This window comes from Bradyrhizobium sp. NAS96.2 (assembly GCF_001908235.1).
Lineage (GTDB): Bacteria > Pseudomonadota > Alphaproteobacteria > Rhizobiales > Xanthobacteraceae > Bradyrhizobium.
On the sequence record NZ_LGHK01000180.1, the window covers coordinates 1 to 26759 of the forward strand.

Genomic DNA, 26759 nt, shown 5'->3' on the forward strand with positions numbered 1-26759 from the left:
CCAGCCGCACCTGCCGAGGCTGCCAGGCCCAGCGAGGCGGCCAAGCCGGCTGAAGCAGCCAAGCCCGCCGAGCCTCCCAAGCCGCAGCTGTCGGCCTGCCGGCAGGCGCTCACCGAGGAGATCGCGATCGCGCCGAGCATTCCGGATATCCACGGCGCCGGAGGCTGCGGCGGCGAGGATCTGGTGCGGCTCGAGGCCATCGTGCTGCCGGACAAGCGCAAGGTCGCGGTCAGGCCCGCGGCGATCCTCCGCTGCAGGATGGCAGGCGCGGTCGCCGACTGGGTCCGCACCGATATTGCGCCGCTGGCGCAGCGCCTCGGGGGCGGGATCAGCAATCTCGACAATTTCGACTCGTTCGAATGCCGCGGCCGCAACCGCGTTGTCGGCGCGCAGCTCTCCGAGCATGGCCGCGCCAATGCGCTCGACGTGCGCGCGTTCGGTCTCGCCAACGGCAAGTCGATCTCGCTGACCGACCGCAGCGTGCCGCGCGATCTGCGCGAGACCGTGCTGCATTCGGTCTGCGCCCGCTTCTCCACCGTGCTCGGTCCGGGCTCGGACTGGTATCACGAGGACCACATCCATCTCGACCTCGCGGAGCGCCGCGGCAACTACCGGATCTGCCAGTGGAACGTGTACGATCCGCTGCCGCAGGTCGCGCCGCTGCTGCCGGCCGAGCGTCCGGAACAGGCGCCGCCGCGCGAGGTCGCCGCGAAATCGGATGCATCCAGGCCTGACGCCACCAAGTCCGACCACGGCAAGGCCGATGAGCCGGATGCGGCGCAATCAGATGATGCGGCGGCCGCACGCGGGGGCGCGCCCGAGACCAAGCCGCAGCCAACAAAAAAGCGCCGGCAAAGCCGGCGCCTTTGATCGCGATTGCGATGTGATTGAGATCAGTAGGTGGTGCCGCCGGCACCCTGCAGCGCCATCTGCGGCTTGTAGGGCGAGTCACCGTGCTTCGGCTCCAGCACCACGACGATGGTGCCGAGCTTGACCCGGTTGTAGAGGTCGATGACGTCCTCGTTGGTCATGCGGATGCAGCCCGAGGAGATCGACGAGCCGATATATTCCGGCTGGTTGGTGCCGTGGATGCGGAACAGCGTGTCCTTGCCGCCCGAGTAGAGATACATCGCGCGCGAGCCCATCGGATTGTCCGGGCCGGGCGCCACGAAGGTCGGAACGCCGAGGCGCGAGATTTCGCCGGGGGTCGGGTGCCATGCCGGCCATTCGGTCATGCTGCCGACCTTGGCAATGCCGGACCAGGCCATCGCTTCTTCGCCGACGGTGATGCCGTAGCGGATCGCCTTGCCGTCGTTCAGCACGTAATAGAGGTAATGGTTGTCGGAATCGACCACGATCGAGCCGGGGGCTTCCTTGCGGTGATACTCGACGATGGCGCGGCGGAACGGTTCAGCCACCGGCGTCTTGACGTAGGTGGTCTTGGCCAGGAGTTCCTTGTCACGCGGCTTGAAGGCAGCGGTATTGGTTGCCTCGTAGGTCGTGGCCTGCATGCAGCCCGACAACATCAGGCCCGCGGTCAGGATCCCGAAGGTAACTTTGAGCGACGACATGATTACATTCCAATCGAAAATCCGCGCACGAAAGCGCCAACATTACGCCCCAAACGCCACGATTCCATAAGATGCATTATTGCCTGAAACCCGCCATTCTTCCCAGACTTTAGATGGCTTTCCCGCATCGCGGGACGTGATCTGTGGCTTTTTTGCCGCAACTGTTCTGGCGTGGGTCGGTTTTTTGTGCAAACAGGCAACGGTCGTCGAGTTGGACCTCCATCACTGCCACCCGGCTGCCACAAATATGGACGCCCGGTTAATGCCCCGGTCATGAAGCGCCAGCCAGAATCGCGCTAGGTCGGCGGGTTCTGCCAGCCCTGTTTTGTGGAGTTCGTGATGCTGTCGGTGTTCGTTCCCTCCGATTTTTCGCTGAAGAAGGCCGCCGCCACCGACCTCGGCGCGCTGCCGGAGGGCGCGGTCTGGGTCGATCTGGTGAACCCGACCGTCGAGGAGGACCGGGCCGTCGAGAAGCTCGCCGGAATCGCGGTTCCGACCCGGGAGGACATGCAGGAGATCGAAATCTCCAGCCGGCTCTACATCGAGAACAGCGCCCGCTACATGACCGCGACGCTGATGTGCCAGTCTGACACCGACATGCCGCGCACCACCGCGGTCACCTTCATCCTGACCAGCCATCGGCTGGTGACGGTGCGCTACGACCTGCCGAAGCCGTTCGCGCTGGTCGAGAACAAGCTGGCCCGGGCCTGCGCCCCCGGCATCACCGGCGAGCAGGTGCTGATGGAGCTGCTGGATGCGGTGATCGACCGTTGTGCCGACCTGCTGGAGCGCTGCGGGGCCGACATCGACCAGGTCTCCCACGACATCTTCGAACCGGAGAGTGAGCGCCACGGCCATGCCAAGCAATATTCGCAGATCCTGATCGCGATCGGCCGCAAGGGCGACCTAACCTCGAAGGTCCGCGAAAGCCTGGTCTCGATCGGCCGCCTCGTCACCTTCCTCTCGGCGATCGTGGAGGGGGTGAAATGGTCCAAGGACATGCGCGAGCAGCTCAAGACCATGCAGCGTGACGTGGCCTCACTGACCGACCACGCTTCCTACCTCTCCAGCAAGATCACCTTCGTGCTCGACGCCATGCTTGGCGTGGTCAATCTGGAACAGAACAATATCATCAAGCTGTTCTCGGTGATGGCGGTTGTCCTGATGCCGCCGACGCTGATTGCCTCGATCTACGGCATGAATTTCAAGCTCATGCCGGAACTCGAGTGGACGCACGGCTATCCGTTCGCGCTGGTGATGATGCTGATTGCGGCCGTCGTGCCGTATTGGATCTTCAAGTGGAAGAAGTGGCTGTAAAGCAGTTCCATCGTCGCGTTTTGGGACGCACTTTTCTGCCTTATTTCCTCTCCTAAAATTTGAGTGTTGCGCTGAACGTTTGGGCGAAACTTGTCTGCGATAACGCCTGCCTCGAAGCCGGAGGACAGCAATGGTTGAGAAGATCATAACGCCACGGCGTAACGTCATCGACTTTGCGCGCTATCAACAGGACCGCGCAGCAGGCAAGGTGCAGGCGATCTCGCCGAGACTTTGCCGATACTGTGACGCGGCGCTGCTTGATGGCGAGGACGAAGACGACTGCTCCAGCGCGCTCAATGACGTCGCGCTGCAGCGGACTGAGAAGAAGTCGCGTCGGTTCTATGCGGACTAGAGGCTGAGGCCTTCTGGAGGCAGAAGCCTCGTCTGCGTCGTTTTACGCCTGCCATCGAAGCAATCCTTGGAGTACGGCCGCGGCGGCGGCCGGGATCGCCTCGAACCTCTCTCCCCCGAAAACACATCCAAGCCAAAGCTCAGACGTGCTGGCCACCATTGATGTGGATCTCGGCGCCGTTCACATACGAACTGGTTTCCGTGCACAGCACGTAGATGATCTTGGCGACCTCGTCCGGGGTACCGAGGCGATGCATCGGGATCTGCTGGTCGACGATCTTCTCGGTACCCGGCGACAGGATCGAGGTATCGATCTCGCCGGGGGCGATCGAATTGACGCGGACGCCGACGCGGCCGAAGTCGGATGCCATCTCGCGCGTCAGCGCGGCAAGCGCGGCCTTCGACGTCGCATAGGCGGCTCCCGCGAACGGATGCACGCGCGAGCCGGCGATCGAGGTGACGTTCACTACCGCGCCCTTGGCATGCTTCAACTCCTCGATTAGCCCGCGCGCGATCATGACGGGTGCGAAGAAGTTGACGTGGAAAACGTGGGTCCAGGTCTCGATGTCGGTGTCCATGGTGCCGAGCCGGCCGCCGCCGACGGCCTTCGGCGAGATCGCGGCATTGTTGACCAGCGCATGCAGCTCATCATTGTCCAGCCGCCGCCGGATCTCCGAGATCGCGCGCACGGTGTCGTCATGGCTGCCGAGGTCGACCTCGATGTGATCTTCCGGCCCGGCGCCCCAGGGGCAGACCTCCGGGAACGCGTGCCGCGAGAGGGTGATGACGCGCCAGCCGGCGGATGAGAACCGGATCGCGGTGGCATGGCCGATGCCGCGGCTCGCGCCGGTCAGGAGCAGCGTGCGCCGCGGTGCATTGGATGGGCGGGTCATCGACGGTTTCTTTCGTTTTCGCCATGCGCGGCGCCGTGCCGGGCATCGACGTCTTCGAATGATAAGGGGATCATGACGTCGATGGCTGGGGTCATCTTACACGAAGACGCGCTTCGCGCTTTCGCCCTTCCATGACAGTCGCGGTTTTTCAGGGATAGAGCCGCAGCTTCGACCATGCGTGACCTGTGTCATCGCGGCGGAATTCGATGCGGTCGTGCAGGCGGAACGGCCGGTCGTGCCAGAACTCGAAACGCTGGGGCGTAATCCGCCAGCCGCTCCAGCCCGGCGGCCGCGGCACCTCGCCGATGACATACTTCGCGCCGACCTTGGCGATCGCCTGCTCGAAGGCGAAGCGGCTCTCGAGCGGCTGCGATTGCTTGCTGGCCCAGGCGCCGATCTGCGCCTGCTTCGGCCTTGTGGCGAAATAGGCGTCGGCCTCGGCATCGGTCACCGGCGTCACCGGCCCGCGGATGCGCACCTGGCGGCGCAGCGATTTCCAGTGAAACAGTAAAGCGGCCTTAGGATTTGCGGCCAATTCGCGGCCCTTGGCGCTCGCAATGTGGCTGTAGAACACGAAGCCGTCGGCATCGAAGCCCTTCATCAGCACCATCCGCACGTCGGGCAGCCCGTCGGCATCGACGGTCGCAAGCGCCATCGCGTTCGGATCGTTCGGCTCGGACTTGACCGCTTCCGCAAACCATTCGGCGAACAGGGCGAACGGCTCCTCCGCCGCGGTGAAATCACCCGATGTTAACGGTGTCGGGTGTTTGATGGAGGTCGTGTCGGTCATGTCAGGAGTCCCGATTTGCGTTCGCCCGCGTCCGAGAGCGCGTTTCTAGCCCTATATAGGGCATGGGGGCGCGTTGGCCTATCGGCGATCCGCCCCGCGGGCGCGGTGGTGACATTGATCCTGATCGGCGTCGGCGCCAGCGGCTGTAGCCTGTCGCGCAGCGATGCCTTCGCCAAGATGGACGACAAGGATGTGACGGGCTCGATCGGCCCGACCCGAGTCAATTCGACCCAGGTCAGTGCTGTCATGCCGACTGACAGCGATCTCGCCTTTGCCCGCAACGCGGCCTCCGACGTGCTGACCAAGGGCGACAAGGATTCCAGCCAGCCCTGGGAAAATCCCGAGACCGGCGCGCGCGGCTCGGTGACGCCGCTGGCCCAGGCCTATTCCGGCGAGGACGGCAAGACGTGCCGGGATTTCCTCGCCAGCTATGTTAATGGAGCCACCGAGAGCTGGCTGCAGGGAGCCGCCTGCAAGGCTGGACAGGGCCGGTGGGAAATCCATAGTTTGAAGCCTTGGAGAAAGTCCTGAGAGTTCCGGCAGAAGCCGGTACCGGCCTAGTTGCAAAAATGCCACTGAGCCCCCACATGAAGGTAAAGTGGGCCCCGGATGGGTTCCCGGCCAGGACTGATTTTCCCGTGAAGGAGACGTGACGGATGCGCGACCCCTATGAGGTCTTGGGGGTGCAGCGGAGCGCCAGCGCTGCGACGATCAAGAGCGCCTATCGCAAGCTCGCCAAGAAGCATCACCCTGACAACAACAAGAACGACCCGAAGGCGGCGGCCCGCTTTGCGGAGATCAACACGGCCAACGAGATCGTCGGCGACGAGGACAAGCGCAAGCAGTTCGACCGTGGCGAGATCGATGCCGAGGGCAAGCCGCGCTTCCAGGGTTTCCCTGGCGGTGGCGCGGGCGGCCGTGCCGGTCCGGGCGGCGGCTTCGAGTACAGCTTCCGCGGCGGCCCCGGTGGCGGCGGCATGGGCGGCGGCAGCTTCGAGGACATCCTCAACAGCATGTTCGGCAACGCCGCGCGTGGCGGCGCCGGTGGCCGCGCGGGGCGCGCCAGCCCGTTTGAATTTGACGGCGGCGGGGTCGGCGTCGACCTCGATCTTTCGGTCGCCATGACCGTGTCGCTGGAGGAATCGGTCAGGGGCGGCGACAAGCGCGTCCGCCTGCCGACCGGCCGTGAGCTCAACGTCAAGATTCCGCCCGGCGTCACCGCCGGCCAGCAGATCCGGCTGAAGGGGCAGGGCGACACCGCGCAAGGCCACCCGCCCGGCGATCTCCTGATCACGATCTCGATCGCGCCGCATCCGTTCTTCAAGGTCGACGGTAATGATCTGCGGATCGACCTGCCGGTGACCCTCTACGAGGCGGTGCTGGGCGGCAAGGTCCGGGTGCCGACGCTCGGCAGCGCGGTCGAGCTGTCGATCCCGAAGAACACCTCCAGCGGCCGCACCTTCCGCCTCAAGGGCAAGGGGCTGTCGAAGGCGGGCGCAGTCGGCGATCTCTATGTCACGACCCGCATCATCCTTCCCGACGGGAACGATGCCGAGCTTGAGGCATTGATGCAGACGTGGCGGGAGCGAAATCCCTACAATCCGCGCAGCGATCTCGGCTGACCGCCGGGAGCGCGCCCCAGAGACGCGAAGACGCGAAACTGCAACTACCCCGGAGTCTATCGGGGTAGACGCGGCGCCGTGAGCGCGTCAAAGGATGACCGGCCGTCCGAACTCCTGGTCTGCGGCGTGCAGACCGGATGGCGGAAAAAGGAGTGCGGCCTCGAGAGGGGGACCAGCGCGGTACACAAAACCCCAATCGAGGCCGCGTGCGCCGATCGGCGGATCGGGCGCGGATCATCTTCGCGTGAGCATCCGGTGCGATAATGAGACGCGGCAATGACGCGAATCGAAATTTTCAATGTCGGAATTGGGACGCCGAGTGAGGCTGGATTCACTTGCTCGAAACGGCACATGTTCACGACGTGATCTCCCGTAAAATTACGGGAGATCAGCCGCCGTTCTTTTCCATCTGATCGTAGACCGCCTGCGCGACCTGGGTCAGGCGCGTGCGGTCGGTGCCGCCGCTGACGACATAGGCGACGCCGCGATCGGCCCAGAACAGCGCGCCGTCGCTGCCCTGCGCGGCGTAGCGCATCTGGGTCGCCTCGGTCTTCACCTTGGCGGTGTAGACCGTGAAGCGTTCGCCGGACGTGCTCTCATACATCAGGAACGACGCCGGCCCGCTCGGCCCCGGCAGCAGGCGGCCGCCGACCAGCTTCAGCCCGCTGAGGTCGGGGGCGCGGACGTCCCAGCCGCAGCGCTTGGTCAGCCATTGCTGCAGATGGTCGCGCTCGCTGCCGGGCACCTCGACCGGATGGCGGACCTCGACCACGTAGAGCCGATGCGCATCGAGCGCATCGAGCGTGAAGCTCTGGAAGGTCGACGGCGCAGCGGTAGCGCCGCGTGCGACCCAGCCGACGCCGCCGCCGGCGATGAAGGCGGCAAGCGTTGCCGCTACCGCGCCATAGACCCAGCGGCGCGGCTGGCGCACCAGCCGCTCGAGCTCGAGCCGCTTCGGCACCGCCTCGTCCAGCACGCCGTCGTAGCGCGCATGCAGCGTCTCGGCCATCGCGCGCCATGATTGCACCCGTGCCGCGTCGTCGGGATGGGTGGCGAGCCACGCCTCGACATCGCCGCGGCGTTCGGCCGGCAGCTCGTTGTCGACGTAGGCGTGCAGCTCGTCTTCGGTGACGGGAATGTTCGGGTCGGTCATATCAGTCGTCTCTGCCAAATCTTGTTCGAAAATCGCTCATCGTAACGTCTGCCATCGCGCACATTATCATTTCACCCGCCTGAGCGCCGGGCGCTGGCCCTCGATCGAGGCCCGCACATGGGCGCGCGCGCGGGCGAGGCGGGACATCACCGTTCCGATCGGCACGCCCTGGATGTCGGCGACCTCGCGGTAGCTCATGCCCTCCAGCATCACGAGCAGCAGCACCGAGCGTTGCTCCTCGACCAGCGTCGACAGCGCGCGCTCGATGTCGCGTCCCTCGGCCTCGGTGCCGCTGGCGTCGGCGTTGTTGTCGAGCAGCGGCATGAAGGCCGGCCGTCGCGCCAGCGAACGCCGCCGGTTCTTGTTCAGATTGGTCAGGATCGTGTAGAGCCAACTCCTGACGTCGCCGCCGAGAAACAGCCGCTCCGAGCGCAGCGCGCGCACCAGCGTGTCCTGCACCAGGTCGTCGGCGATATCCGTGTCACGCACCAGCGCGCGCGCATAGCGGCGGAGCGCTGGAATCATGGCTTCGACACTTTGACGAAACGCGGTCATGCATCCAGTCTTTGATGGTCGCGGCGATCGCCGCCTTGTCAAACATAACACCCAAACGACGTGCCTATTCCGGTCGCGCCGACCTGCGCGCAGTGCGCCTCTGCTGCGGCCGATTTGGGCTTGTCGCCGGCCAAAGTGCTGGTGTACCTCCGAGCCGAAAAAATTCGAAGCGTGGAAGCCTCAGGTCAGGCGCCCGACAGCTCGCTCAACAGGGACCAGCCGTTACGGGAATGCCGGTGCCAACGATCTATTACATCCGCCACGGCGAAACCTCGTGGAACGCCGAGGGCCGGCTTCAGGGTGCGCAGGACATCGCCCTCAACGAGCGCGGCCGCGCCCAGGCGGTGCATGCCGGTCGCATCCTTGATGATCTCCTGGCGCGCGACGGCCGTGACAAGACGACGCTGCCATTCGTCGCAAGCCCGCTGATCCGGGCGCGCGCGACCATGGAGTTGGTGCGCACCGAGCTTGGCCTGCCGCCGGGCGATTACGCGCTCGACGCACGGCTGCGCGAGATCGCCTACGGGACCTGGGAGGGCTCGACCTTGGCGCAGGCGCAGGCCGCGGACCCCGTCGTCTATGCACGTCGCCTGGCTGAGAAGTGGATGGTGTCGCCGGAGGGCGGCGAGAGCTATGTCGACGTGCAGGCGCGGATGACCGAATGGTACGGTTCGGTGACGTCAGACACGGTCGCGGTCGCCCATGGCGGCACGGCGCGGGCGCTGATGGTCGCGCTCGGCTTCGAGACCCCGGCCTCGGCCGCCGACCTCACGATCGAGCAGGGCGCGGTCTACGTGTTCGGCGCGACGGGCCTGCAGAAATATAGTTAAAGGCACCCGGCCGGCCACGTCTTTGGGGTCATGAAACCCGTTTGACGCTGCCGACCCCGCGCGTTACGACACGCCATGTCCTTCAATACTTTCGGCCATATGTTCCGCGTCACGACCTTCGGCGAGAGCCATGGGGTCGCGATCGGCTGCGTGGTGGACGGTTGCCCGCCGATGATCCCTCTGACGGTTGAGGAGATCCAGCACGACCTCGACCGCCGCAGGCCCGGCCAGTCGCGCTTCACCACCCAGCGCCAGGAGCCGGATGCGGTGAAGATCCTGTCCGGCGTGATGGCGCATCCGGAAAGCGGCGTCCAGGTGACGACCGGCACGCCGATCGCGCTGCTGATCGAGAACACCGACCAGCGCTCGAAGGATTATTCCGAGATCAAGGACAAGTTCCGTCCCGGCCATGCCGACTTCACCTATGAAGCGAAATACGGCCTGCGCGACTATCGCGGTGGCGGACGATCCTCGGCACGCGAGACCGCGACCCGCGTCGCGGCCGGCGCGATCGCGCGAAAAGTCCTGCCCGAGGTGAAGGTGCGCGGCGCGCTGGTGCAGATGGGGCCGCACAAGATCGACCGCGAGAAGTGGGACTGGGACGAGATCGCCAACAACCCGTTCTTCTGTCCGGACAAGGACAAGGCGGCGTTCTTCGAGAGCTATCTCGACGGCATCAGGAAGAGCGGCTCCTCGATCGGCGCCGTCATTGAGGTCGTTGCCGAAGGCGTGCCGGCCGGTCTCGGCGCGCCGATCTACGCCAAGCTCGATAGCGATCTGGCCTCGGCGATGATGAGCATCAACGCGGTCAAGGGCGTCGAGATCGGCGCCGGCTTCGGCGCCGCCGAACTTTCAGGCGAAGAGAATGCCGACGAGATGCGGACCGGCAACAATGGAACGCGTTTCCTGTCCAACCATGCCGGCGGCGTGCTGGGCGGCATCTCGACCGGCCAGCCGGTGGTGGTGCGCTTTGCGGTCAAGCCGACCTCGTCGATCCTGACCACGCGCCGGACCGTCGACCGCAAGGGCGCCGATACCGACATCCTGACCAAGGGCCGCCACGACCCCTGCGTCGGCATCCGGGCCGTGCCGGTCGGCGAGGCGATGATGGCCTGCGTGCTGGCCGATCATTTTCTGCGCGACCGCGGGCAGACCGGACGCTGATCCCCTGTATAGTGGCGGTCGCCAGACCGCCCTGGGGGAATGCGATGAATGCGTCGGAGCTTCGGGATATCATCACATGGATGATCGGCGGCGCGCGGTCGGCACCGACCCCGCCGCAGATGATGGCGGAGTGCTGCGAACGGCTGGTACGGGCCGGCCTGCCGCTGTGGCGTGTCGGCGTCTTCGTGCGCACGCTGCATCCCGAGATCTACGGCCGCCATTTCTTCTGGAAGCAGGGTGCCGAGGTCGAAACCGGCACCGTCGATCACAACATCCTGGACTCCCCGGAATTTGCCGTCAGCCCACTGTCGATCGTCTTCAGACAAGGTGTTGAAGTGCGCGCGCGGCTGGACGACCCCGCCAGCAAGCGCTTTCCGATCGTCGTGGATCTCCAGGCGGAGGGTGTCACCGACTATATCGCCGTGCCGCTGGTTTACACCGACGGCTTCGCCAACGCCTCGAGCTGGACCGCCCGGCAGCCGGGCGGCTTCACCGGCGAGCAGCTCGATGCGATCCGCTCGATCACTGTCCCGCTGGCGCGCTACATCGAGATCGTGACGCTGCGTCGCACGGCGTCGCTGCTGCTTGACACTTACGTCGGCAACCGCGCCGGCGAGCGCATTATGGGCGGCCAGATCCGGCGCGGCCATGCCGATACGATGGATGCCGCGATCTGGCTGTCGGACCTGCGCGGCTTCACCGCGCTGTCGGACCGTTTGCCGCCCGAGACCGTCGTGGAGATCCTCACCTCTATTTCGATTGCCAGGTCACGGCGATCCGCGAGCATGGCGGTGAGGTGCTCAAATTCATGGGCGACGGCCTGCTCGCGGTGTTTCCGGTCGACGAATATCTCGGCGACGAGGCGCAGGTCTGCTCGCGGGTGCTGGAGGCCGCGCGTGCATCCCGCGCCGGGGTCGAGGCGCTGCAATTTGCCAATGGCGACGCCGTCGAGCGCTTCCGCTTCGGCGTCGCGCTGCATCTCGGGCGCGTGCTCTACGGCAATATCGGCGGCGGCAACCGGCTCGACTTCACCTGCATCGGCCCGGCCGTCAATCTCGCCGCGCGGCTGGAGAAGATCGCCGGCCGGCTCGGCCGCACCGTCGTCGCGTCCGAGCGCTTCGCCGGCATTCATGACGGCGGCTGGAGCGACCTCGGCGAGTTTCCGATCGCGGGGTTCTCGAAGGCGGAACGGGTCTATGGCCTGTTCGACGAAGCGCCGATTGCTGCCGCCAGCTAGCATCGGTGCGACGTGACTGACACGGACGCGCAGCATCGCACCGGGATTGCGCTGGTCGTGGCGGCCGCGGCCGCCTGGAGCACCGCGCCGTTCTTTACCCGGCTGCTGCACTTCGATTCCTGGACCATCCTGTTGTGGCGCGGGCTGTTCGGTGGCGGCGCGATTGTGCTGTTCCTGGTCGCCACGCAAGGCCGGCGCGGCGCGCGCGATCTCGTCGTGATGCCGTTGAGCGGATGGCTGGTGGCCGGTCTCTCGACCCTGGGCATGGTGACGTTCATTCCGGCGCTGCAGCTGACCAGCGTCGCCAATGTCGCAATCCTGGTCGCGATGCAGCCGTTTGCGGCCGCTGCGATCGCCTGGCTTTGGCTGCGCGAGCGGGCGCGGCCCGGCACATTGCTGGCGAGCCTCGTCGCGCTCGCGGGTGTCGCCACCACCGTCAGTGGCGCCGTTGGCATCACGGATTACAGGGGCATCGGCCTTGCCTGCGTGATGGTGCTCGCGATCTCGCTGATGACGGTGGTGATCCGGCGGCACAAGGGTACGCCGATGATCGCCGCCGCGGCGCTCTCGAACTTTCTCGGCAGCGCCGTGAGCTTGCCGTTGGGGCAGGGCATCGGCGCGGTCACGGGCGCCGATCTCGGCGTGCTCGCGATGTTCGGGGCATGCCAGGTCGGTCTCGGCCTCACCCTGTTCACGGTCGGCTCGAGGTTGCTGCCGTCCGCGCAGGCCTCGCTGATCGCCACGCTCGAAACGCCGCTGATGCCGTTCTGGGTATGGCTCGCCTTTGCCGAGGTGCCGTCGCTGCGCGCCCTCATCGGCGGCGCGCTGGTGATGGGCGCGGTCGTCGCCGACATTGCGATCAGTCAGCGGGCCGAGCCGGCGCAGCGGTGAGGCCTGCTACTCTTCCGGTTCGGTGGTGAACAGCAGCGGATAGCCTTTGGCGCGGCCGGCGTCGGTGGCGCGCGTGGCCTTGGTCTCGGCGACGTCCCGGGTGAAGACCGCGACCACGCAGACGCCGCGCTGATGCGCGGTCAGCATCACCTTGTAGGCCTGGTCGTCGGTCATGCGGAATTCGCCCTTCAGCACGGTGACCACGAATTCGCGCGGCGTGTAGTCGTCGTTGACCAGGATCACCTTGTGCAGGCGCGGCCGCTCGACCTTGGTCTTCGTCCTGGTTTTCGGCTTGACGACAGTATCGGGCATCGCACTCCCTCGCGATTGCTCCGTAAGAATACCGTCTTCCGGCACGTCTTGGAACCGTTCGATTTGCACGGCGTCATTGCGGCAACGGCACGGCGCGTGTCGCCTCATGCGTGACGTCCAAACCTGCGGGCGTCTAACTTGCAGGCCTCTAACTTGAATGTGAAGGACAGATGATATCTGCGCTTTTCGCCGCCTGATTTGCATGTCACCATAACGGGACACGACGGGAGGGCCGCAATGCGCTGGTATGTCTCGATCGGAGCGGTGCTTGTCGCGGGAGTGTTAGCCAGCGGCGATGTGGCCGGTGTTGCCGCGCCCAGCCCGGGAACCCAGGTGGGCCATCGCGTCGCTGAAAAGGAATCCACGCCGAGCGTCGACATCGAGTTGATCATCGCGGTCGACGTCTCCTATTCGATGGACATGGACGAGCTCGCGATCCAGCGCGAGGGCTATGCGCAGGCGATCGTCTCCAAGGAATTCCTGCAGGCGCTGAAGGCCGGTCCGAACGGCAAGATCTCGATCACCTACTTCGAGTGGGCCGCATCCAACGACCAGAAAGTGATCATTCCCTGGCGAGTGATCGACGGCCCTGAATCGGCGGACGCGGTCTCCGCCGAGATCATGAAGACGCCGGTGCGCCGCGCCTCGCGCACCTCGATCTCGGGCGCGATCTATTTCGCGATCCCGATGTTCGACGAGAATCCGCATCGCGGAATTCGCCGCGTGATCGATATTTCCGGCGATGGGCCCAACAACAACGGCACGCCGATCACGCCGGCGCGCGATGCGGCGCTCGACAAGGGTATCGTCATCAACGGCCTGCCGATCATGGTGAAGGAGCCGTCCTACTCGACGATGGATATCGATAATCTCGATTACTACTACGAAGATTGCGTGATCGGCGGGCCCGGCTCCTTCGTGGTGACGATCAAGGATCGCGAGAAATTCAAGGAAGCAATCCGCACCAAGCTGCTGCTCGAAGTCGCCGGCCGCACCCCCGAGCGCCCGATCGTACGGACCGCCGAGAAGGAGCCGCGGGTCAGCTGCACGATCGGCGAGAAGATCTGGCAGGACCGCTGGGGGCGGTAGCGTTGCGTAGGATGGGTAGAGCGCAGCGAAACCCATCATTTCTCCGCGCGGTCGCAGATTGATGGGTTTCGCTGCGCTCTACCCATCCTACGGTTTCTACGATATCTTCCGCAGCTCGCTCTCCAGCATCCGCAGCGTCCGCAATGCAGCCGCGTACTCCGCCGCTCCAATCTGCCGCCAGACTTCGGCGACGCGCGCGGCGAGGTCACGAACCGTCACGGGAAAATTCGCAGCCTGCGCCAGCGCGCCCTTCTCGTTGATCAGATACTGTCCGTTCAGCGCAAACAGCACCTGCGCGACGCAGGCCAGCGCGCGATAGGCGCAACCGGCGATGTGCGTAGTGTCGCCGCGCGGCACGGCAAGCTCGGCATTCTCGATCGCGAACAGGATTTCCCATTGAAAGCGCCGCACCAGGGCATCGCGCAGCGCCGGCGGGTAAGGTGCGGTACTCGCCTTGATCGCCGCGATGAGGCCGCCGGGATCATGCAGGACACGGCATAGCGCGATCTCGCCCATCCAGATCGCCGAGCAGAAGCCGTGCGGATGGCCCGGCTGGTAATGCATGCTGACCTCGCCGTTGCGGCAGGCGTCGATAACGGTCGTGACCTGTTCGGCGCTGCGGTAGAGCAGGTCGACCTTGCGGCCGCCGATCACAAGCCAGGCGCCGCCGACGATCCACGGTCCCCATTCGCCGACCGGCGTCACATGCGCAGCAGCGGGGTCATCGACCAGGCCTGTCACCGCCATGCGCAGCCGATCGGCATCGAGTGCGGCGGCATCTCGGTAGTAAAGGCCGAGGTCGTAATCCGAAGTCTCATGCGCCGTGCCGCGCGCTCGCGAGCCGCCGAGCGCGATGGCGGCGACGCCAGGCACGGCGGCAAAGACGGGAATGATGCGCGCAAGCAGCGGATCGTGGGACATGCGAGGCGGATTATAGCGAGACCACCGCACGCTGCGATAGGCGCAACGATGCCTCAGCGCGCGAAGCGCGCCACCAGCTCGACATGCGGTGTATGGCGGAACTGATCGACCGGCGTGACACCGGCGATCCTGTAGCCGCCATCGATCAGGATCCTTGCGTCGCGCGCGAAGGTCGCTGCGTTGCAGGACACCGCGACGATCACCGGCACCTTGCTCGCCGCCAGCTGCGTGACCTGCGCCTGCGCGCCCTGCCGCGGCGGATCGAACACGACGGCGTCATAGTCGCGCAGCTCCTGCGGCATCAGCGGGCGGCGGAACAGGTCGCGCGCCTCGGCCTTGAGCGGCTTCAATCCGGGCGTCGTTTGCGCGGCCTTCTGCAGCGCCGTGATCGCGCCGGCGTCGCTGTCGAAGGCCGCGACCCGCGCCTTCTCCGCAAGGCGCAGCGCGAACGGGCCGACACCGCAGAACAGATCGGCGATGTGCTTGGTGCGGCCGCAATGCTCGCGAACCAGCGCCGCCAGCGTCTCCTCGCCCTTGACCGTCGCCTGCAGGAACGAGCCCGGCGGCAGCACGACTTTCGCCTTGCCGATCGCAATCTCGGGCGAGCCGCGCTGCAGCACCAGCTCGCCGTGCCGTGTCAGCCGCGCCAGGTGGTGTTTCTCCGCAACCCGCGACAAAGTGGTGATCAGGCTGGTTGGCAGCGGGCCGGAGCCGCGCACGTCGATGTCGAGGCCGTTCGCGGTCGCCGTCACCTGGATGTCGAGCGGCTTGCCGATCGAGATCAGCGGCTCGGCTGTGGCCCAGGCCGCCTCGAGCGCACCGTCGAGCACGGGGTCGAGGATCGGACAGCGATCGACCGGGATGATGTCATGCGAGCCAGCGGCGGCGAAGCCGACCTTGAGGACTTCGTGGGTACCCATCCGTCCGTGCAGCGTGATGCGGCGTCGGCCGGCGCCATGGGCGTCGCGCAGCGGCGCCACCTCAGTCGCGAGCTTCGCCTGCGCCAGCGTCTCGACCACGATGTTGCGCTTCCAGGCGTGGTAGGGCGCCTCGTTCCAGTGCTGGATCGCGCAGCCGCCACAGATGCCGAAATGCGGACAGAACGGCGCAATGCGCTCGGGGCTTTCGTGCACGACGCGCAGCAGCCGCCGCCGGTCGGGATGATTGCCGGGGACGTCGTCGACCTCGACGGTTTCACCGGCCAGCGTATAGGGCACGAAGATCGACTGTGCGCCATCGATCGCGACGCCGTCGCCGCGGTGGCCGACATGGTCGATGGTGAGGACTTCAGCCACGGCGCGCGCCGAGGAAGAATTCGATATTGCCGTCGCCGCCCGATATCGATGACGGAAACACCTCGATGTCGGTGCAGCCGAGCGAAGCGGCGAAGGCGGCGATATCGTCGCAGATCTCCTGGTGCACCATCGCATTGCGGATGACGCCGCGCTTGGAGTGCTTGCGGGCCGCCTCGAACTGCGGCTTGATCAACGCCAGCAGATGCATCGGGGCCGCCGCCAGCGACAGCGCCACCGGCAGCACCAGCTTCAGCGAGATGAAGCTGACATCGATCACGACGATATCGGGCCGCGCCGGCAGTCGCTTGCCCTCGTAGTTCCTGATGTCGGTCTCCTCCATGGAGACGATCTTCGGATGGCCCTGCAGCGAGGGATGCAGCTGGCCGTGGCCGACATCGATGGCGAACACGAGGCTCGCGCCATTGGCGAGCAGCACCTCCGTGAAGCCGCCGGTCGAGGCGCCGACATCGAGGCAGACATGGCCCTCGACCTCGATCGGATAATGCTCGATCGCGCCGGCGAGCTTGACGCCGCCGCGCGAGACATAGGGATGCGCCGGCTCGGCCGTGAGTGCGGCGCCGGGGGCGACGATCTCGGATGCCTTCGCGATCGGCCTGCCGTCGGCGGTGACGAGGCCGGCGTCGATTGCGGCGCGCGCCCGCGCCCGGCTTTCGAACAGGCCGCGCTCGACCAGCAGCACGTCGATGCGCTTGCCGGCGGATGCGCTGTTGTCGTTGTCGCCCGCCTTGGTCACTTGCTTGCTCACTTACTTGCTCACTTGCCTACTCACTTGGCGCTCTGCCGGCGCTGCGCGGCGGCGAGCCGCACGCAGGCCTCGAAGGAGGTGAGGTCGTGCCAGAGGTCGGTCGCCGGCTCCCGCGGTGTCACCAGCGGGCTGCCGTGCAAATCGAGCGCGTGCATCATCATCAGATTGTCGGGCAATCCAAACTCTTCCACCGTCAGCCCCTCCGCGTCGATCAGGCGTCCGTCGGATGCCGGCACGACCTCGCTCAGCCGCGCCACGCGATTGGCGTAGGACGTGGGATCGTTCGAATAGGCGAGGCACAGTTTGCCGCGTCCCGCCATGTAGCCGAGTTCGTAGACCGTGCCTGCGTCGGCACTGGGGCCGCGAAACGGCGTCAAATTGGCGATGATGGCGTCGGCCGACTCCATCATCGCCTCGTTGCTCTTGAAGATGGTGAGCGAAGCGCCGGCGACGGTGGGATTGATGCTGTTGTCGAGCGGGTACAGCCCGGTCAGCCCGTGATAGGCGCAAATCTCCGCCTTGCGGCGGCCGATCTCCACGGCATCCGGCAGGAACACGTCAGGACCTGCCAGATAGATTTTCATGGACTTGCCCAGGACAAGATCGACTTGAAACCTCTCCCATTGGGAGAGGTTGCGCCGGAGGCGCGGGTGAGGGGTTATGCACTTTCATGGGACCTCACCCCCTCACCTGGATCGCTCGCGCGATCCGACCTCTCCCCGGTGGGGAGAGGTGGAAGGCGACTAAGCGAGCTTGACGGTCTCGGTCTTGTAGTCCTTGCCGAGGGTTTCGAACACCTTGGCAACGATGCTCTTGGCGTCGAGACCGGCGCGGGCATACATCGCCGCCGGCGAGTCGTGATCGAGGAACACGTCGGGCAGGATCATCGAGCGGAACTTGAGCATGCCGCTGTCCAGCATCGCATTGTCGGACAGGAACTGCATGACGTGTGAGCCGAAGCCGCCGATCGAGCCTTCCTCGATCGTGATCAGGATCTCGTGGTCGCGGGCGAGCTTCATGATCATCTCTTCGTCGAGCGGCTTCATGAAGCGCGCGTCGGCGATGGTGGCGGAGAGGCCGTGGGCGGCGAGCTCGTCGGCCGCCTTCTCGCACTCGGCGAGGCGGGTGCCGAACGACAGCAGCGCGACCTTCTTGCCCTCGCGGATGATGCGGCCCTTGCCGATCGGCAGGGCAACACCGACTTCCGGCATCTCGACGCCGCGGCCTTCGCCGCGCGGATAGCGCAGCGCGCTCGGACGATCGTTGATTGCGACCTGGGTCGCCACCATGTGGACCATTTCCGCTTCGTCGGAGGCGGCCATGATCACCATGTTCGGCAGACAGCCGAGATAGGCGTTGTCGAACGATCCGGCATGGGTCGCGCCGTCGGCGCCGACCAGGCCGGCGCGATCGATCGCGAAGCGGACCGGAAGGCTCTGGATCGCGACGTCGTGGACCACCTGGTCATAGCCGCGCTGCAGGAAGGTCGAATAGATCGCGCAGAACGGCTTGTAGCCTTCGGTGGCAAGGCCCGCGGCGAAGGTCACCGCGTGCTGCTCGGCGATGCCGACGTCGAAGGTGCGGTCCGGGAACGCCTTGTTGAAGATGTCGACGCCGGTGCCCGACGGCATCGCCGCGGTGATGGCGACGATCTTGTCGTCCTTCTGCGCTTCCTTGACGAGGCTCTGGCCGAACACGTTCTGGTAGGCCGGCGCATTCGGCTTGGCCTTGGCCTGGGTGCCGGTCGCGACGTCGAACTTGACGACGGCGTGGTACTTGTCGGCGGAAGCCTCGGCCGGACCGTAGCCCTTGCCCTTCTGGGTCACGACGTGGACCAGGATCGGCCCGGTCTCCATGTCGCGAACGTTCTTCAGCACCGGCAGCAGATGGTCGAGATTGTGACCGTCGATCGGGCCGACATAGTAGAAGCCGAGTTCCTCGAACAGCGTGCCGCCGTCCATCATGAAGCCGCGGGAATATTCCTCGACGCGGTTGGCGCGGTTGGCGAGGATCTTCGGAAGGCGCTTGTTGATCTGCTTGGCAGCCTCGCGCAGCGAGCGGTAGGTCTTGCCGGAGTAGAGCCGCGACAGATAGGCGCTCATCGCGCCGACCGGCGGCGCGATCGACATGTCGTTGTCGTTGAGGATCACGATCAGGCGCGAATTCATCGCGCCGGCGTTGTTCATGGCCTCATAGGCCATGCCCGCCGACATCGCGCCGTCACCGATCACGGCGATAACGTTGTTCTTGCCGCCGGAGAGGTCGCGCGCCACGGCCATGCCGAGGCCGGCCGAAATCGAGGTCGAGGAGTGCGCGGCGCCGAACGGATCGTAGTCGCTCTCGGTGCGCTTGGTGAAGCCGGAGAGGCCACCGCCGGTGCGCAGGGTGCGGATCCGGTCGCGGCGACCGGTCAGGATCTTGTGCGGATAGGCCTGGTGGCCGACGTCCCAGATCAGGCGGTCGCGCGGGGTGTCGAAGATGTAGTGGATGGCGGTGGTCAGTTCGACCACGCCGAGGCCGGCGCCGAAATGGCCGCCGGTCACCGACACGGCGTCGATGGTTTCCTGGCGGAGCTCGTCGGCAACCTGCCGCACCTGCTCGACCTTCAGCTTGCGCAGGTCATCGGGCGTGTGAATAGTGTCAAGAAGCGGCGTTTTACTAAATGTGGTCACAGCGAATTTCCAATTTTTGCCTGTCGGAACGAACCGCCCGACGCGAGATGGGTTGGCGCGCACATCGCGCAGCGAAAGCCAGACACTGGGTGCCGCCCCGGCAGACCGTGCCTGGTTGTAAGCCTAGATTCACTCCGGATTGGACCACGTGATACGCATCACCTTGGTCGCTCTTCACCCGTCCCGGTTCAGTTTTGTCGAACCATTTGAGATGCATGCCGCCCGAAAACTTCGGGCCGCCCGTCACTCTCAAATGCCCATAGAACTGGAAGCATTACACCAAAGCCGTAACCAAAGCCAACCCGATAGGCGGCGCAGGGTTCCTATGCGCCGTCTTGAAAAACCTAGACTTTTCAATGGTTGGCACCCGGCGCGGGTTCCAATTTGGCCATTTTAGCGGCAACCGGCCGGTCCGGAACGGCCCGATTCGCGGCCGTGCCGGGTCGCCGTGATCACCCCGCGGCGTGATCGATCAATGGAAATACGCAGCAACAATTGCCCGCGGCGGCGGACATCCTGTCGCAGGGTCGCGGCGGTCGGCGGCGTTACTGCACGTCGAGCGGTTCGGTCCCGGATGCCTGGCCCGAGGCGTCAGTGGTGATCTTGTCGACGCGGGCTTCGGCCTGGCGCAGCAATTCCTCGCAGCGCCGCTTCAATGCCTCGCCGCGCTCGTAGATCGCGACCGATTCCTCAAGCGGGACCTTGCCGTCCTCGAGCCGCTTGACGATAGATTCGAGTTCCTCGATCGCGCGTTCAAAGGACAGCTTCTTGACGTCGGCTTGAGTGTTTTCGGCCATTCTTGCGTTCCCGATTGCGTGGATCAGATCGCAACCTGATCTTGTCGTCCAAACATGACCTGTCGCAGGCCATGCTTGCCCCGGCGCAGAATCAATCGAATTTTTGCGGGCGTATTGTGGCGGGGATTTAGGCACCCATCAATGCGGTGACGTGAGATGCCACCGACTCTTTCAGGCCCTCGAGGTCATAGCCGCCCTCCAGAACGGAGACGACGCGGCCGCCGGCGCTCTTGTCGGCGAGGTCCATCAGCTTGCGCGTGACCCAGCCGAAATCCTCGCCCGTCAGGTTGATCGAGGCCAAGGGATCGCGGTGATGGGCGTCGAAGCCCGCCGAGATGACGACGAGTTCGGGAGAAAACTTCTCGAGCTGCGGCAGGATCAGGTTTTCGAAAGCGGAGCGGAATTTGGCGCCGCCGTCGCCGGACGCGAGCGGCGCGTTGACGACGGTGTCGTGCTCGCCGCGTTCGCCGGCGGCTCCGGTGCCCGGGAACAGCGGCATCTGATGCGTCGAGCAGTACATCACGGTCGGGTCGGCCCAGAAGATGTCCTGCGTGCCGTTGCCGTGATGGACGTCGAAATCGATGATCGCGGCGCGCTTGATGCCGTATTTGCGCTGCGCGTGGCGCGCGGCGATCGCGACATTGTCGAAGAAGCAGAAGCCCATCGGCGTCGATTTCTCGGCGTGATGCCCGGGCGGGCGCACCGCGACGAAGGCGTTGTGGTGCTTGCCCTCCATGACCGCATCGGTGGCGGCCACCGCGCCGCCGACGCCGCGCATCACGGCTTCCCAGGTGCCCGGCGACATCGAGGTGTCGCCGTCGATATAGATCATGCCCGAGGTCGGCGCGATGTGGCGCAGTTCGCCGACATAGTGCTCGCCATGGCAGAGCAGCACGGTGTCGAGGTCGCCTTCCGGCGCGAGGTCGCGCACCAGCGCCTTGAAGCGGTCTTCGCCGAGCACCTCGGCAACCGCGCGCAGCCGGTCGGGGCGTTCGGGATGTCCGGGTGGGGTCAGGTGATCGAGGCAGGCGGTGTGCGTCAGAAACAGTGTCATGCAAATTCCCGGCGCAATGGACGCGCGTGCGAGGACACATGATCCAGAAAAGTGCGCAGCGGTTTTCCGGACGAGATCATGCGCGAACTGTCCCTAATGTAGGCGGTTACCGGTCCACCGAAAAGGCCCCGCATTGGCCTGGTCCTCACCTTTTCGGGACAGCGGCCGCTGGAGAAGGTCCGACTCCTTCCCCGTCATTGCGAGCCAACGGGTCGCGCGAATGCGCGCCCGATGACAAGCTCCGCGAAGCAATCCATCCTTCCGCGCAAGCTGAAGGATGGATTGCTTCGTCGCTATCGCCCCTCGCAATGACGGGGAGACACGGATGTTCCAGCCGCGCACTTCGCTCAGTTGATCCGCTCGATCCGCTTGCCGGCCGCCGGGCCGACCGGGCTGTTGGCCTTGAAGTAGGCATAGAGCGCATCGACGTCGTAGATGCCGAACTGCTGCGCGGTCCCTTCCTTGAACACCGTGAAGCCGTCGCCGCCTTCGGCGAGATAGTTGTTGACGGTGACGCGGTAGCTCGCGGCCGGGTCGATCGGCTTGCCGTCGAGCGACATCCGCGCCGCGATGATGCGCGCGCCATCACCCTTGCTCGCATCCCATGCATAGGCAAAGCCCTTCGAGACCTGCAGGGCGCGCGGCCGCTTCGGGTCGGCCCATTGCTGCTCCAGCACGTCCTTGAGCTGCTTGCCGGTCAGCGTCATCGTCACCAGCTGGTTGCGGAACGGCTGGCTTGCGAAGATGTCGGCATAGGTGACCGCACCGTCCTCGCGCTTGACGATGTCGGTGCGCACGCCGCCCGGATTGGTGAAGGCGATCACGGCGCCGCCATTCAGCTCCGAAGCGGTCGCAGCGAGCTGCGCGTCGGCGACGATATCGCCGAGTACGCTTTCGCCGGCCTCCCCGGGCGTACGCGACAACGTCTCCGTGACCGAACCCGCCGCGCGGTTGGCGATCGGCGCGGCCAGCCGGTCATAGGATTCCAGCAGCGCGCTCTGCTCGGGATCCTTGGGGGTGCCGCCGATCTTCACGATGGTGTTGTCGGCCTTGGCGCTGATCACATCGTGGGTTTTCGGATCGAGCTGCAGATCGATCGCAGTGACCAGCATGCCGTATTTGTCGCCTGACGTGACGAGCCGTCCGTCGATCTCGCAGACATAGGCCTGGTGGGTATGGCCGGAGATCACGACGTCGACCGCGCGATCGAACTTCTTGACGATGTCGACGATCGGCCCGGAGATCCCGGGGCATTCATTATAGTCGCCGGTCGGAAAGCCGCCTTCGTGGATCAAGACCACGATCGCCCCGACGCCCTTCGCCTTCAGCTCGGGGACCAGCGCATTGACGGTGTCGGCCTCATCGCGGAAGTCGAGGCTCGCGACGCCGGCCGGCGACACCAGGTTCGGGGTGTTCTTCAGCGTCAGGCCGATGAAGGCCACCGGAATGCCGTCGAATTCCTTGGTCTCGTAGGGCGGAAAAACGGTCTTGCCGGTGGTCTTGTCGAAGGTGCTCGCCGCCAGATAATGGAATTTCGCGCCGGTGAAGGGATGCGGCCCGTGGCATTTGTCGACCGGGTGGCAACCGCCATTCTGCATCCGCAGCAGCTCGTCCTTGCCCTCGTCGAATTCATGATTGCCGACCGAGGAGATCGCAAGCCCCATCATCGAGAGCGACTCGATGGTAGGCTCGTCATGAAACATCGCCGACAGGAACGGGCTCGCGCCGATCAGGTCGCCGGCCGCGACGAAGATGTTGTTCTTGTGTCCTGCGCGCAGCTGCTTGACGACGGTGGCGACCCGCTCGGAACCACCGGCGGGCACCATGATCTTCTTGGTCGCATCAGCGGGATCGGTGATGCGGATGCCGCCTGGCGGCGGCCGCAGATAGCCGTGGAAATCGTTGATCGCGAGAATGCGCAAGTCGACCGGCGCGGCGCCCTGCGCCAGGCAAGGGCCAGTTGCGGCGAGGCCAAGCGCGAAGACCGCGGCGGGGGGCGTGAGGCGAGGCTGTCTCATGACCTGTCCAAGGCTTACATAATCATGGAACACACGATCATGGCGCGACGCCACTACAATTTTGCGACGCTTCGTTTCAATCCCGACGCTTCGTTCAATCTTTGGGGCGTGCCATGAACGCCTTGAAGGCGGCGATCGCTTCCTTGGAGCGCATTCGTTCGCTGAACAAATGGTTCTCCTGCTCGATGCGGCGGGTGACGTCCTCCGGCGGCAGCCGGATCAGGCGCCGCGAGGTCGCAACTGCCTCCGCCGGCAGCGCGCAGATCTCGCGCGCGACCTTATGCGCCTCGACCTCGGCATGTCCCGGCGCCACCACGGTGTTGACGAAACCGGCGACGCGGGCATCGTCGGCCGACATGGTGCGGCCCATCACCAGCATCGCGAAGGCGCGCTGGTGGCCCATCATGCGCGGCATCAACAGGCTGGAGGCGCCTTCCGGCACCAGGCCGAAATTGGAGAACGGCGTCGAGAACAGGGCGGTCTTGCTGGCCAGCACATAGTCGCAGTGAAACAGCATCGTGGTGCCGATGCCCATCGCGACGCCGTCGACGGCGGCGATGATCGGCTTCACATTGTGGGCCAATGAATACAGGAACTTGACGAGGTCGGAGGCGGGCGGCGCCTCGCCGGTCGAGGTGCCCTGCGCGAGCAAATCCTCGATGTCGTTGCCGGCGGTGAACACGCCGGAGCCGCCGGTGATGATCAGGCAGCGGATCTTCGGATTGTTCTGCGCCTTGTCGATCGCGTCGCTGATCGCGCGAAACATCTCCTGGGTGATCGCGTTCTTCTTCTCGGGCCTGCGCAGCCGGATCACGCGTGTGGCGGCTTCGTCGGTGACTATGACATGCGCGGTCATCAAGCGGTCCCAGGGTCGGCCGGCATCGTCGCCGGCGGCGTCGTACCCGCCATCCTACATCATCCCGTGCAGGCCCCAAGTGTTCTGGATCGCTTTTCCCCGCAGCCGCGCATGAGAGCGGCGCAATGCAGTTAACCGGAATTTCGCGACCGGTCGCAATTCCGGGCGCCGGACGAGCAAGCCGGACCGGCGCCGTCGCGTGCCTCCACCGCGCTCAGCCGCGCCCGACGAACGAGCCGATGCCGCGGCCGATCGCGGCGCCATGCTGCAGCAGTGCGCCGAGATGATCGCCGGGGACCGACATCGCATACAGGCCATTCTCCGCGGCAAAACGCTGCATCGGCGCATGCGGTCCGTCGTCCTGTCCGTTCCACAGCAGCACCGGCACGCGCGAGGACAGCACGGCGTCCTTGGCACCGTCGACCTGGCCGAGCGCGTCAAAGCAGGCCCGCACGCCGCCTTCGAGATCGGGCGTCACCCATTCGGCGAGCTCGGGCACCGTGCGGCGGGCAAAGGTGATGAAGGCGCCGTAGGTCAGCGGGCCGGCATTGCCGCGCGGCAGTCCGGTGAGAAAGTCCCAGCCGCCGATCGCAAGCGAAGCCAGCCGCGCCGGGAAAAACCGGGCGACGCCGACCGCGACCCAGCCGCCCATCGAATGTCCGACCACATGGGCGCGCTCATCGCCGAGGTCGTCGATCACCGCAACGATGTCGCCGGCGCGCTGCGCCTGATCGTAGAACTCGGGATCGGCGGGCTTGTCGCTCAAGCCGTGTCCGAGCGAATCGACACAGACCACGCGAAAGCGATCGGCAAGCGCGTCGACCACGCCGCATTGCTTCCAACTCGCGGCGTCGAGCAGCAGGCCGTGCTGCAGCACGATCAGCGGCCCGGATCCTTCGACGGTGTAATGGACGCGCTGGCCCCGGTGATTGGCAAAAGGCATGTACTTAGTTCCCCACGTTACACCGTCAGGTGAGCGTGGAGACGGGCTGTTTCAAGACCTCGTTCCGAACTGGGAACCATTCCGCAAGGCGCTATTGTGAGCGGAACCTCGTCCTCAGCCGCCCCACACGGCGGCCTCGCTCCAGCCGAGCTCCTTGAACTCCGCTTCCCGGAGCGGGGCCTCGCTGGCGGCGAAGAATTCGTCGAACTGCGGCGGCTTGACCGTGGTTTCGGACAGCATCGCGTGAGCCTGGCCGCGATGATGGATCTGGTGCTGGAACAGATGCATCAGCAGGCGGTCGCGCCGTTCGGTCTGTACCGATGTGTCGCGATTGACCTTGACGACGTCATCGAGCCGCCCGGCCGTCAGCGCCTCGCAGTGCGCGATCAGGCGCTGGTCGACCGCAGCCTGCGCGGCTTGCAGCGCCGCGACCGACGGGTAGGGCACCTCATTGGCCCATGCCGCCGGCCCGAGCCAGCCACCCTCGAGCGCGTCGACATAGAAGAGATCAATGACATGGATGTGGTTCAGCGTCGCCTGCAGGCTCGGGAAGAACCCGGTCCGCGCCGCCACGAACTCCGCCTGGCTGAGACCGGCGCATGCCGTGAGCAGGCGATGATTGGCCCAGGCATTATTGTAGGCAAAAGCTCGAAAAGTCTGAACCAGGCTCGCAGGCATTTCGGTCCTCACTGCATCGAGTGATCTTAGAGCGCTTTCGAGCGGAGTGGACGCCCGTTCGCGTGAAGAGAACGCGTCATTACAAGAATCTCCAGGCGGGCCGCGGCCAGCTGGCCGACCCGCGACAGCAACAGCTTCAGGATCGGGGATTGTTGGTGCTTGCGCAATGAGGTGATCCTCGCATAGCTAGTCGGGTCCGTTGCGGGGACTATGTGTGAGGGCGGCAGGCAAATGCAACTTGCGAAGAATGTGATCGACATCGGCCTCTCGACGAACAATCTCGAGCCGATGCTGCATTTCTGGCAGCAGGATGCCGGGCTTCGCTTCGATCATGTGCTGCCGATCCGGCGCGGGCAGAAACAGTACCGGCACGACGCGCACGGCTCAGTCATCAAGCTCAACCATCACGTCGAGCCGCTGCCCGATGCGGCACCGAGCGGGTATCGCGAGCTGATCGTTGCGCGAGAGGGCGTTGCGGCGCCGCAACGCATGGCCGATCCCGACGGCAACAGCGTTTGTCTGGTCGCGCCCGGACATGACGGCATCACCCAGATCGCTGTCGCGATGGCGGTGCGCGACGTCGCCGCACACTGCAGGTTCTACGGCGACATCCTCGCTTCGCCGAGCAATCATGGTCGGGTGGCGCGGCCTTCCGCCTCGGCGACAGCCTGATCCTGCTCAGGGAAGATCGCGCCGCAAGCGTCGATCAAACTCGGCAGGCGCGCGGCTGGCGCTACGTCACGTTGCAGGTTGCCGACATCGATGCCGTGCATGAGGAACTGCGTGCCAAGGGTGTGCGCGAAGGCCTCGCGCCGGTGACGCTCGGCGAGGTCGCGCGGATTTCCATGATCCTCGATCCCGACGGCAACTGGATCGAGCTGTCCCGCCGCGCATCGATCGTCGGCAGCCTGTCCGACGATTAGACGGCCGCATCCGTACGACCGAGGTGCGGATCCCATCCAAATTCTCCGCCCGTCGAGCGGC

At 65.4% G+C, this 26759-nt stretch carries 28 protein-coding genes and 1 pseudogene; 12 read left to right on the top strand and 17 right to left on the bottom strand.

Going from position 1 to position 26759, the window contains the following annotated elements:
• The coding region (locus AC628_RS31615) for an extensin family protein (RefSeq protein WP_074130681.1) at positions 1–870 on the top strand (870 nt) is incomplete at its 5' end.
• 23 nt (positions 871–893) lie between these two features.
• On the opposite strand, the gene AC628_RS31620 is transcribed toward AC628_RS31615, so the two are convergent.
• Positions 894–1571 carry a L,D-transpeptidase gene (locus AC628_RS31620; RefSeq protein WP_074130682.1) on the bottom strand — a complete coding sequence of 226 codons (678 nt, stop codon included), beginning with the start codon at positions 1569–1571 and terminating at the stop codon, positions 894–896.
• Positions 1572–1910: 339 nt separating this feature from the next.
• Between AC628_RS31620 and AC628_RS31625 the strand changes: the two genes are divergently transcribed.
• Together AC628_RS31625 and AC628_RS31630 are read left to right on the top strand one after the other, a co-directional pair.
• Positions 1911–2888 (top strand): magnesium transporter CorA family protein, encoded by a 978-nt coding sequence (locus tag AC628_RS31625; protein WP_074130703.1) that lies wholly within the window; start codon positions 1911–1913, stop codon positions 2886–2888.
• A gap of 130 nt (positions 2889–3018) precedes the next feature.
• Complete coding sequence (locus AC628_RS31630; RefSeq protein ID WP_074130683.1) at positions 3019–3240, top strand: hypothetical protein; 222 nt, start codon at positions 3019–3021, stop codon at positions 3238–3240.
• 139 nt (positions 3241–3379) lie between these two features.
• On the opposite strand, the gene AC628_RS31635 is transcribed toward AC628_RS31630, so the two are convergent.
• Both AC628_RS31635 and pdxH read right to left on the bottom strand, forming a co-directional pair.
• Positions 3380–4132, bottom strand: coding sequence for an SDR family NAD(P)-dependent oxidoreductase (locus AC628_RS31635; RefSeq protein WP_074130684.1), 753 nt, complete (start codon positions 4130–4132; stop codon positions 3380–3382).
• A gap of 148 nt (positions 4133–4280) precedes the next feature.
• Positions 4281–4922, bottom strand: coding sequence for a pyridoxamine 5'-phosphate oxidase (pdxH, locus tag AC628_RS31640; RefSeq protein ID WP_074130685.1), 642 nt, complete (start codon positions 4920–4922; stop codon positions 4281–4283).
• Positions 4923–5027: 105 nt separating this feature from the next.
• Between pdxH and AC628_RS31645 the strand changes: the two genes are divergently transcribed.
• Together AC628_RS31645 and AC628_RS31650 are read left to right on the top strand one after the other, a co-directional pair.
• Entirely contained in the window at positions 5028–5453 is a 426-nt protein-coding gene (locus tag AC628_RS31645) for an RT0821/Lpp0805 family surface protein (protein WP_245321423.1), read from the top strand.
• Positions 5454–5578: 125 nt separating this feature from the next.
• On the top strand, positions 5579–6544 hold the full coding sequence (locus AC628_RS31650; RefSeq protein WP_074130686.1) for a DnaJ C-terminal domain-containing protein: 966 nt from the start codon (positions 5579–5581) through the stop codon (positions 6542–6544).
• A gap of 388 nt (positions 6545–6932) precedes the next feature.
• Here the strand turns inward: AC628_RS31650 and AC628_RS31655 are convergent, their stop codons facing one another.
• Together AC628_RS31655 and AC628_RS31660 are read right to left on the bottom strand one after the other, a co-directional pair.
• Positions 6933–7697, bottom strand: a complete 765-nt coding sequence (locus tag AC628_RS31655) for an anti-sigma factor family protein (protein ID WP_074130687.1) — start codon at positions 7695–7697, stop codon at positions 6933–6935.
• 66 nt (positions 7698–7763) lie between these two features.
• Entirely contained in the window at positions 7764–8252 is a 489-nt protein-coding gene (locus tag AC628_RS31660) for a sigma-70 family RNA polymerase sigma factor (protein ID WP_050423071.1), read from the bottom strand.
• Positions 8253–8482: 230 nt separating this feature from the next.
• On the opposite strand from AC628_RS31660, the gene AC628_RS31665 reads away from it, so the two are divergent.
• The 4 genes and pseudogenes from AC628_RS31665 (at position 8483) to AC628_RS31680 (ending at position 12374) form a co-directional block, all read left to right on the top strand.
• Positions 8483–9082, top strand: coding sequence for a histidine phosphatase family protein (locus tag AC628_RS31665; protein WP_074130688.1), 600 nt, complete (start codon positions 8483–8485; stop codon positions 9080–9082).
• 75 nt (positions 9083–9157) lie between these two features.
• Positions 9158–10246 carry a chorismate synthase gene (aroC, locus tag AC628_RS31670; protein ID WP_074130689.1) on the top strand — a complete coding sequence of 363 codons (1089 nt, stop codon included), beginning with the start codon at positions 9158–9160 and terminating at the stop codon, positions 10244–10246.
• Positions 10247–10290: 44 nt separating this feature from the next.
• Positions 10291–11483: pseudogene (locus tag AC628_RS31675) on the top strand (adenylate/guanylate cyclase domain-containing protein).
• Between the two features lie 12 nt (positions 11484–11495).
• The gene (locus AC628_RS31680; protein ID WP_074130690.1) at positions 11496–12374 is read left to right on the top strand and encodes a DMT family transporter; all 879 of its coding nucleotides are present in this window, start codon (positions 11496–11498) and stop codon (positions 12372–12374) included.
• A gap of 6 nt (positions 12375–12380) precedes the next feature.
• Here the strand turns inward: AC628_RS31680 and clpS are convergent, their stop codons facing one another.
• Entirely contained in the window at positions 12381–12686 is a 306-nt protein-coding gene (gene clpS / locus AC628_RS31685; RefSeq protein ID WP_021076758.1) for an ATP-dependent Clp protease adapter ClpS, read from the bottom strand.
• A 237-nt stretch (positions 12687–12923) separates the two neighbouring features.
• On the opposite strand from clpS, the gene AC628_RS31690 reads away from it, so the two are divergent.
• On the top strand, positions 12924–13775 hold the full coding sequence (locus AC628_RS31690; RefSeq protein WP_074130691.1) for a DUF1194 domain-containing protein: 852 nt from the start codon (positions 12924–12926) through the stop codon (positions 13773–13775).
• 96 nt (positions 13776–13871) lie between these two features.
• Here AC628_RS31690 and AC628_RS31695 read toward each other — a convergent pair whose 3' ends face one another.
• The 11 genes from AC628_RS31695 to AC628_RS31745 form a co-directional block, all read right to left on the bottom strand.
• The gene (locus tag AC628_RS31695; RefSeq protein WP_074130692.1) at positions 13872–14696 is read right to left on the bottom strand and encodes a nucleotidyltransferase domain-containing protein; all 825 of its coding nucleotides are present in this window, start codon (positions 14694–14696) and stop codon (positions 13872–13874) included.
• A 53-nt stretch (positions 14697–14749) separates the two neighbouring features.
• Positions 14750–15991 (bottom strand): class I SAM-dependent RNA methyltransferase, encoded by a 1242-nt coding sequence (locus AC628_RS31700; protein ID WP_074130693.1) that lies wholly within the window; start codon positions 15989–15991, stop codon positions 14750–14752.
• Positions 15984–16757, bottom strand: a complete 774-nt coding sequence (locus AC628_RS31705) for a TlyA family RNA methyltransferase (protein ID WP_245321425.1) — start codon at positions 16755–16757, stop codon at positions 15984–15986. The genes AC628_RS31700 and AC628_RS31705 overlap by 8 nt, the downstream gene beginning before the upstream one ends.
• A gap of 20 nt (positions 16758–16777) precedes the next feature.
• Positions 16778–17341, bottom strand: coding sequence for a nucleoside 2-deoxyribosyltransferase (locus AC628_RS31710; RefSeq protein ID WP_074130694.1), 564 nt, complete (start codon positions 17339–17341; stop codon positions 16778–16780).
• Between the two features lie 159 nt (positions 17342–17500).
• Positions 17501–19429 carry a 1-deoxy-D-xylulose-5-phosphate synthase gene (gene dxs, locus AC628_RS31715; protein WP_074130695.1) on the bottom strand — a complete coding sequence of 643 codons (1929 nt, stop codon included), beginning with the start codon at positions 19427–19429 and terminating at the stop codon, positions 17501–17503.
• 545 nt (positions 19430–19974) lie between these two features.
• Positions 19975–20226, bottom strand: a complete 252-nt coding sequence (locus AC628_RS31720) for an exodeoxyribonuclease VII small subunit (RefSeq protein ID WP_021076752.1) — start codon at positions 20224–20226, stop codon at positions 19975–19977.
• 127 nt (positions 20227–20353) lie between these two features.
• Positions 20354–21280, bottom strand: coding sequence for a histone deacetylase family protein (locus AC628_RS31725; RefSeq protein ID WP_074130696.1), 927 nt, complete (start codon positions 21278–21280; stop codon positions 20354–20356).
• Between the two features lie 347 nt (positions 21281–21627).
• Positions 21628–23298, bottom strand: coding sequence for a bifunctional metallophosphatase/5'-nucleotidase (locus AC628_RS31730; protein ID WP_074130706.1), 1671 nt, complete (start codon positions 23296–23298; stop codon positions 21628–21630).
• Positions 23299–23392: 94 nt separating this feature from the next.
• Complete coding sequence (locus AC628_RS31735) at positions 23393–24154, bottom strand: crotonase/enoyl-CoA hydratase family protein (RefSeq protein ID WP_074130697.1); 762 nt, start codon at positions 24152–24154, stop codon at positions 23393–23395.
• Between the two features lie 214 nt (positions 24155–24368).
• Entirely contained in the window at positions 24369–25097 is a 729-nt protein-coding gene (locus AC628_RS31740; RefSeq protein WP_074130698.1) for an alpha/beta fold hydrolase, read from the bottom strand.
• A 114-nt stretch (positions 25098–25211) separates the two neighbouring features.
• Positions 25212–25775, bottom strand: coding sequence for a DinB family protein (locus tag AC628_RS31745; RefSeq protein WP_074130699.1), 564 nt, complete (start codon positions 25773–25775; stop codon positions 25212–25214).
• Between the two features lie 231 nt (positions 25776–26006).
• Here AC628_RS31745 and AC628_RS45600 point away from each other — a divergent pair, with 231 nt between their 5' ends.
• A complete protein-coding gene (locus tag AC628_RS45600) occupies positions 26007–26447 on the top strand; it encodes a hypothetical protein (RefSeq protein WP_245321427.1) in 441 nt (146 codons plus the stop codon).
• A 2-nt stretch (positions 26448–26449) separates the two neighbouring features.
• On the top strand, positions 26450–26698 hold the full coding sequence (locus tag AC628_RS45605; RefSeq protein ID WP_245321429.1) for a VOC family protein: 249 nt from the start codon (positions 26450–26452) through the stop codon (positions 26696–26698).
• Positions 26699–26759 lie beyond the last annotated feature (61 nt).

Coding starts and splice junctions, on each gene's coding strand:
- pdxH (WP_074130685.1), bottom strand. CDS start 4,922: ATGACCGACACGACCTCCATCAAACACCCGACACCGTTAACATCGGGT.
- AC628_RS31745 (WP_074130699.1), bottom strand. CDS start 25,775: ATGCCTGCGAGCCTGGTTCAGACTTTTCGAGCTTTTGCCTACAATAAT.
- AC628_RS31740 (WP_074130698.1), bottom strand. CDS start 25,097: ATGCCTTTTGCCAATCACCGGGGCCAGCGCGTCCATTACACCGTCGAA.
- AC628_RS31720 (WP_021076752.1), bottom strand. CDS start 20,226: ATGGCCGAAAACACTCAAGCCGACGTCAAGAAGCTGTCCTTTGAACGC.
- AC628_RS31635 (WP_074130684.1), bottom strand. CDS start 4,132: ATGACCCGCCCATCCAATGCACCGCGGCGCACGCTGCTCCTGACCGGC.
- clpS (WP_021076758.1), bottom strand. CDS start 12,686: ATGCCCGATACTGTCGTCAAGCCGAAAACCAGGACGAAGACCAAGGTC.
- AC628_RS31625 (WP_074130703.1), top strand. CDS start 1,911: ATGCTGTCGGTGTTCGTTCCCTCCGATTTTTCGCTGAAGAAGGCCGCC.
- AC628_RS45600 (WP_245321427.1), top strand. CDS start 26,007: ATGCAACTTGCGAAGAATGTGATCGACATCGGCCTCTCGACGAACAAT.
- aroC (WP_074130689.1), top strand. CDS start 9,158: ATGTCCTTCAATACTTTCGGCCATATGTTCCGCGTCACGACCTTCGGC.
- AC628_RS31655 (WP_074130687.1), bottom strand. CDS start 7,697: ATGACCGACCCGAACATTCCCGTCACCGAAGACGAGCTGCACGCCTAC.
- AC628_RS31620 (WP_074130682.1), bottom strand. CDS start 1,571: ATGTCGTCGCTCAAAGTTACCTTCGGGATCCTGACCGCGGGCCTGATG.
- AC628_RS31735 (WP_074130697.1), bottom strand. CDS start 24,154: ATGACCGCGCATGTCATAGTCACCGACGAAGCCGCCACACGCGTGATC.
- AC628_RS31690 (WP_074130691.1), top strand. CDS start 12,924: ATGCGCTGGTATGTCTCGATCGGAGCGGTGCTTGTCGCGGGAGTGTTA.
- AC628_RS31665 (WP_074130688.1), top strand. CDS start 8,483: ATGCCGGTGCCAACGATCTATTACATCCGCCACGGCGAAACCTCGTGG.
- AC628_RS31725 (WP_074130696.1), bottom strand. CDS start 21,280: ATGACACTGTTTCTGACGCACACCGCCTGCCTCGATCACCTGACCCCA.
- AC628_RS31630 (WP_074130683.1), top strand. CDS start 3,019: ATGGTTGAGAAGATCATAACGCCACGGCGTAACGTCATCGACTTTGCG.
- AC628_RS31710 (WP_074130694.1), bottom strand. CDS start 17,341: ATGAAAATCTATCTGGCAGGTCCTGACGTGTTCCTGCCGGATGCCGTG.
- AC628_RS31650 (WP_074130686.1), top strand. CDS start 5,579: ATGCGCGACCCCTATGAGGTCTTGGGGGTGCAGCGGAGCGCCAGCGCT.
- AC628_RS31730 (WP_074130706.1), bottom strand. CDS start 23,298: ATGAGACAGCCTCGCCTCACGCCCCCCGCCGCGGTCTTCGCGCTTGGC.
- AC628_RS31695 (WP_074130692.1), bottom strand. CDS start 14,696: ATGTCCCACGATCCGCTGCTTGCGCGCATCATTCCCGTCTTTGCCGCC.
- AC628_RS31660 (WP_050423071.1), bottom strand. CDS start 8,252: ATGACCGCGTTTCGTCAAAGTGTCGAAGCCATGATTCCAGCGCTCCGC.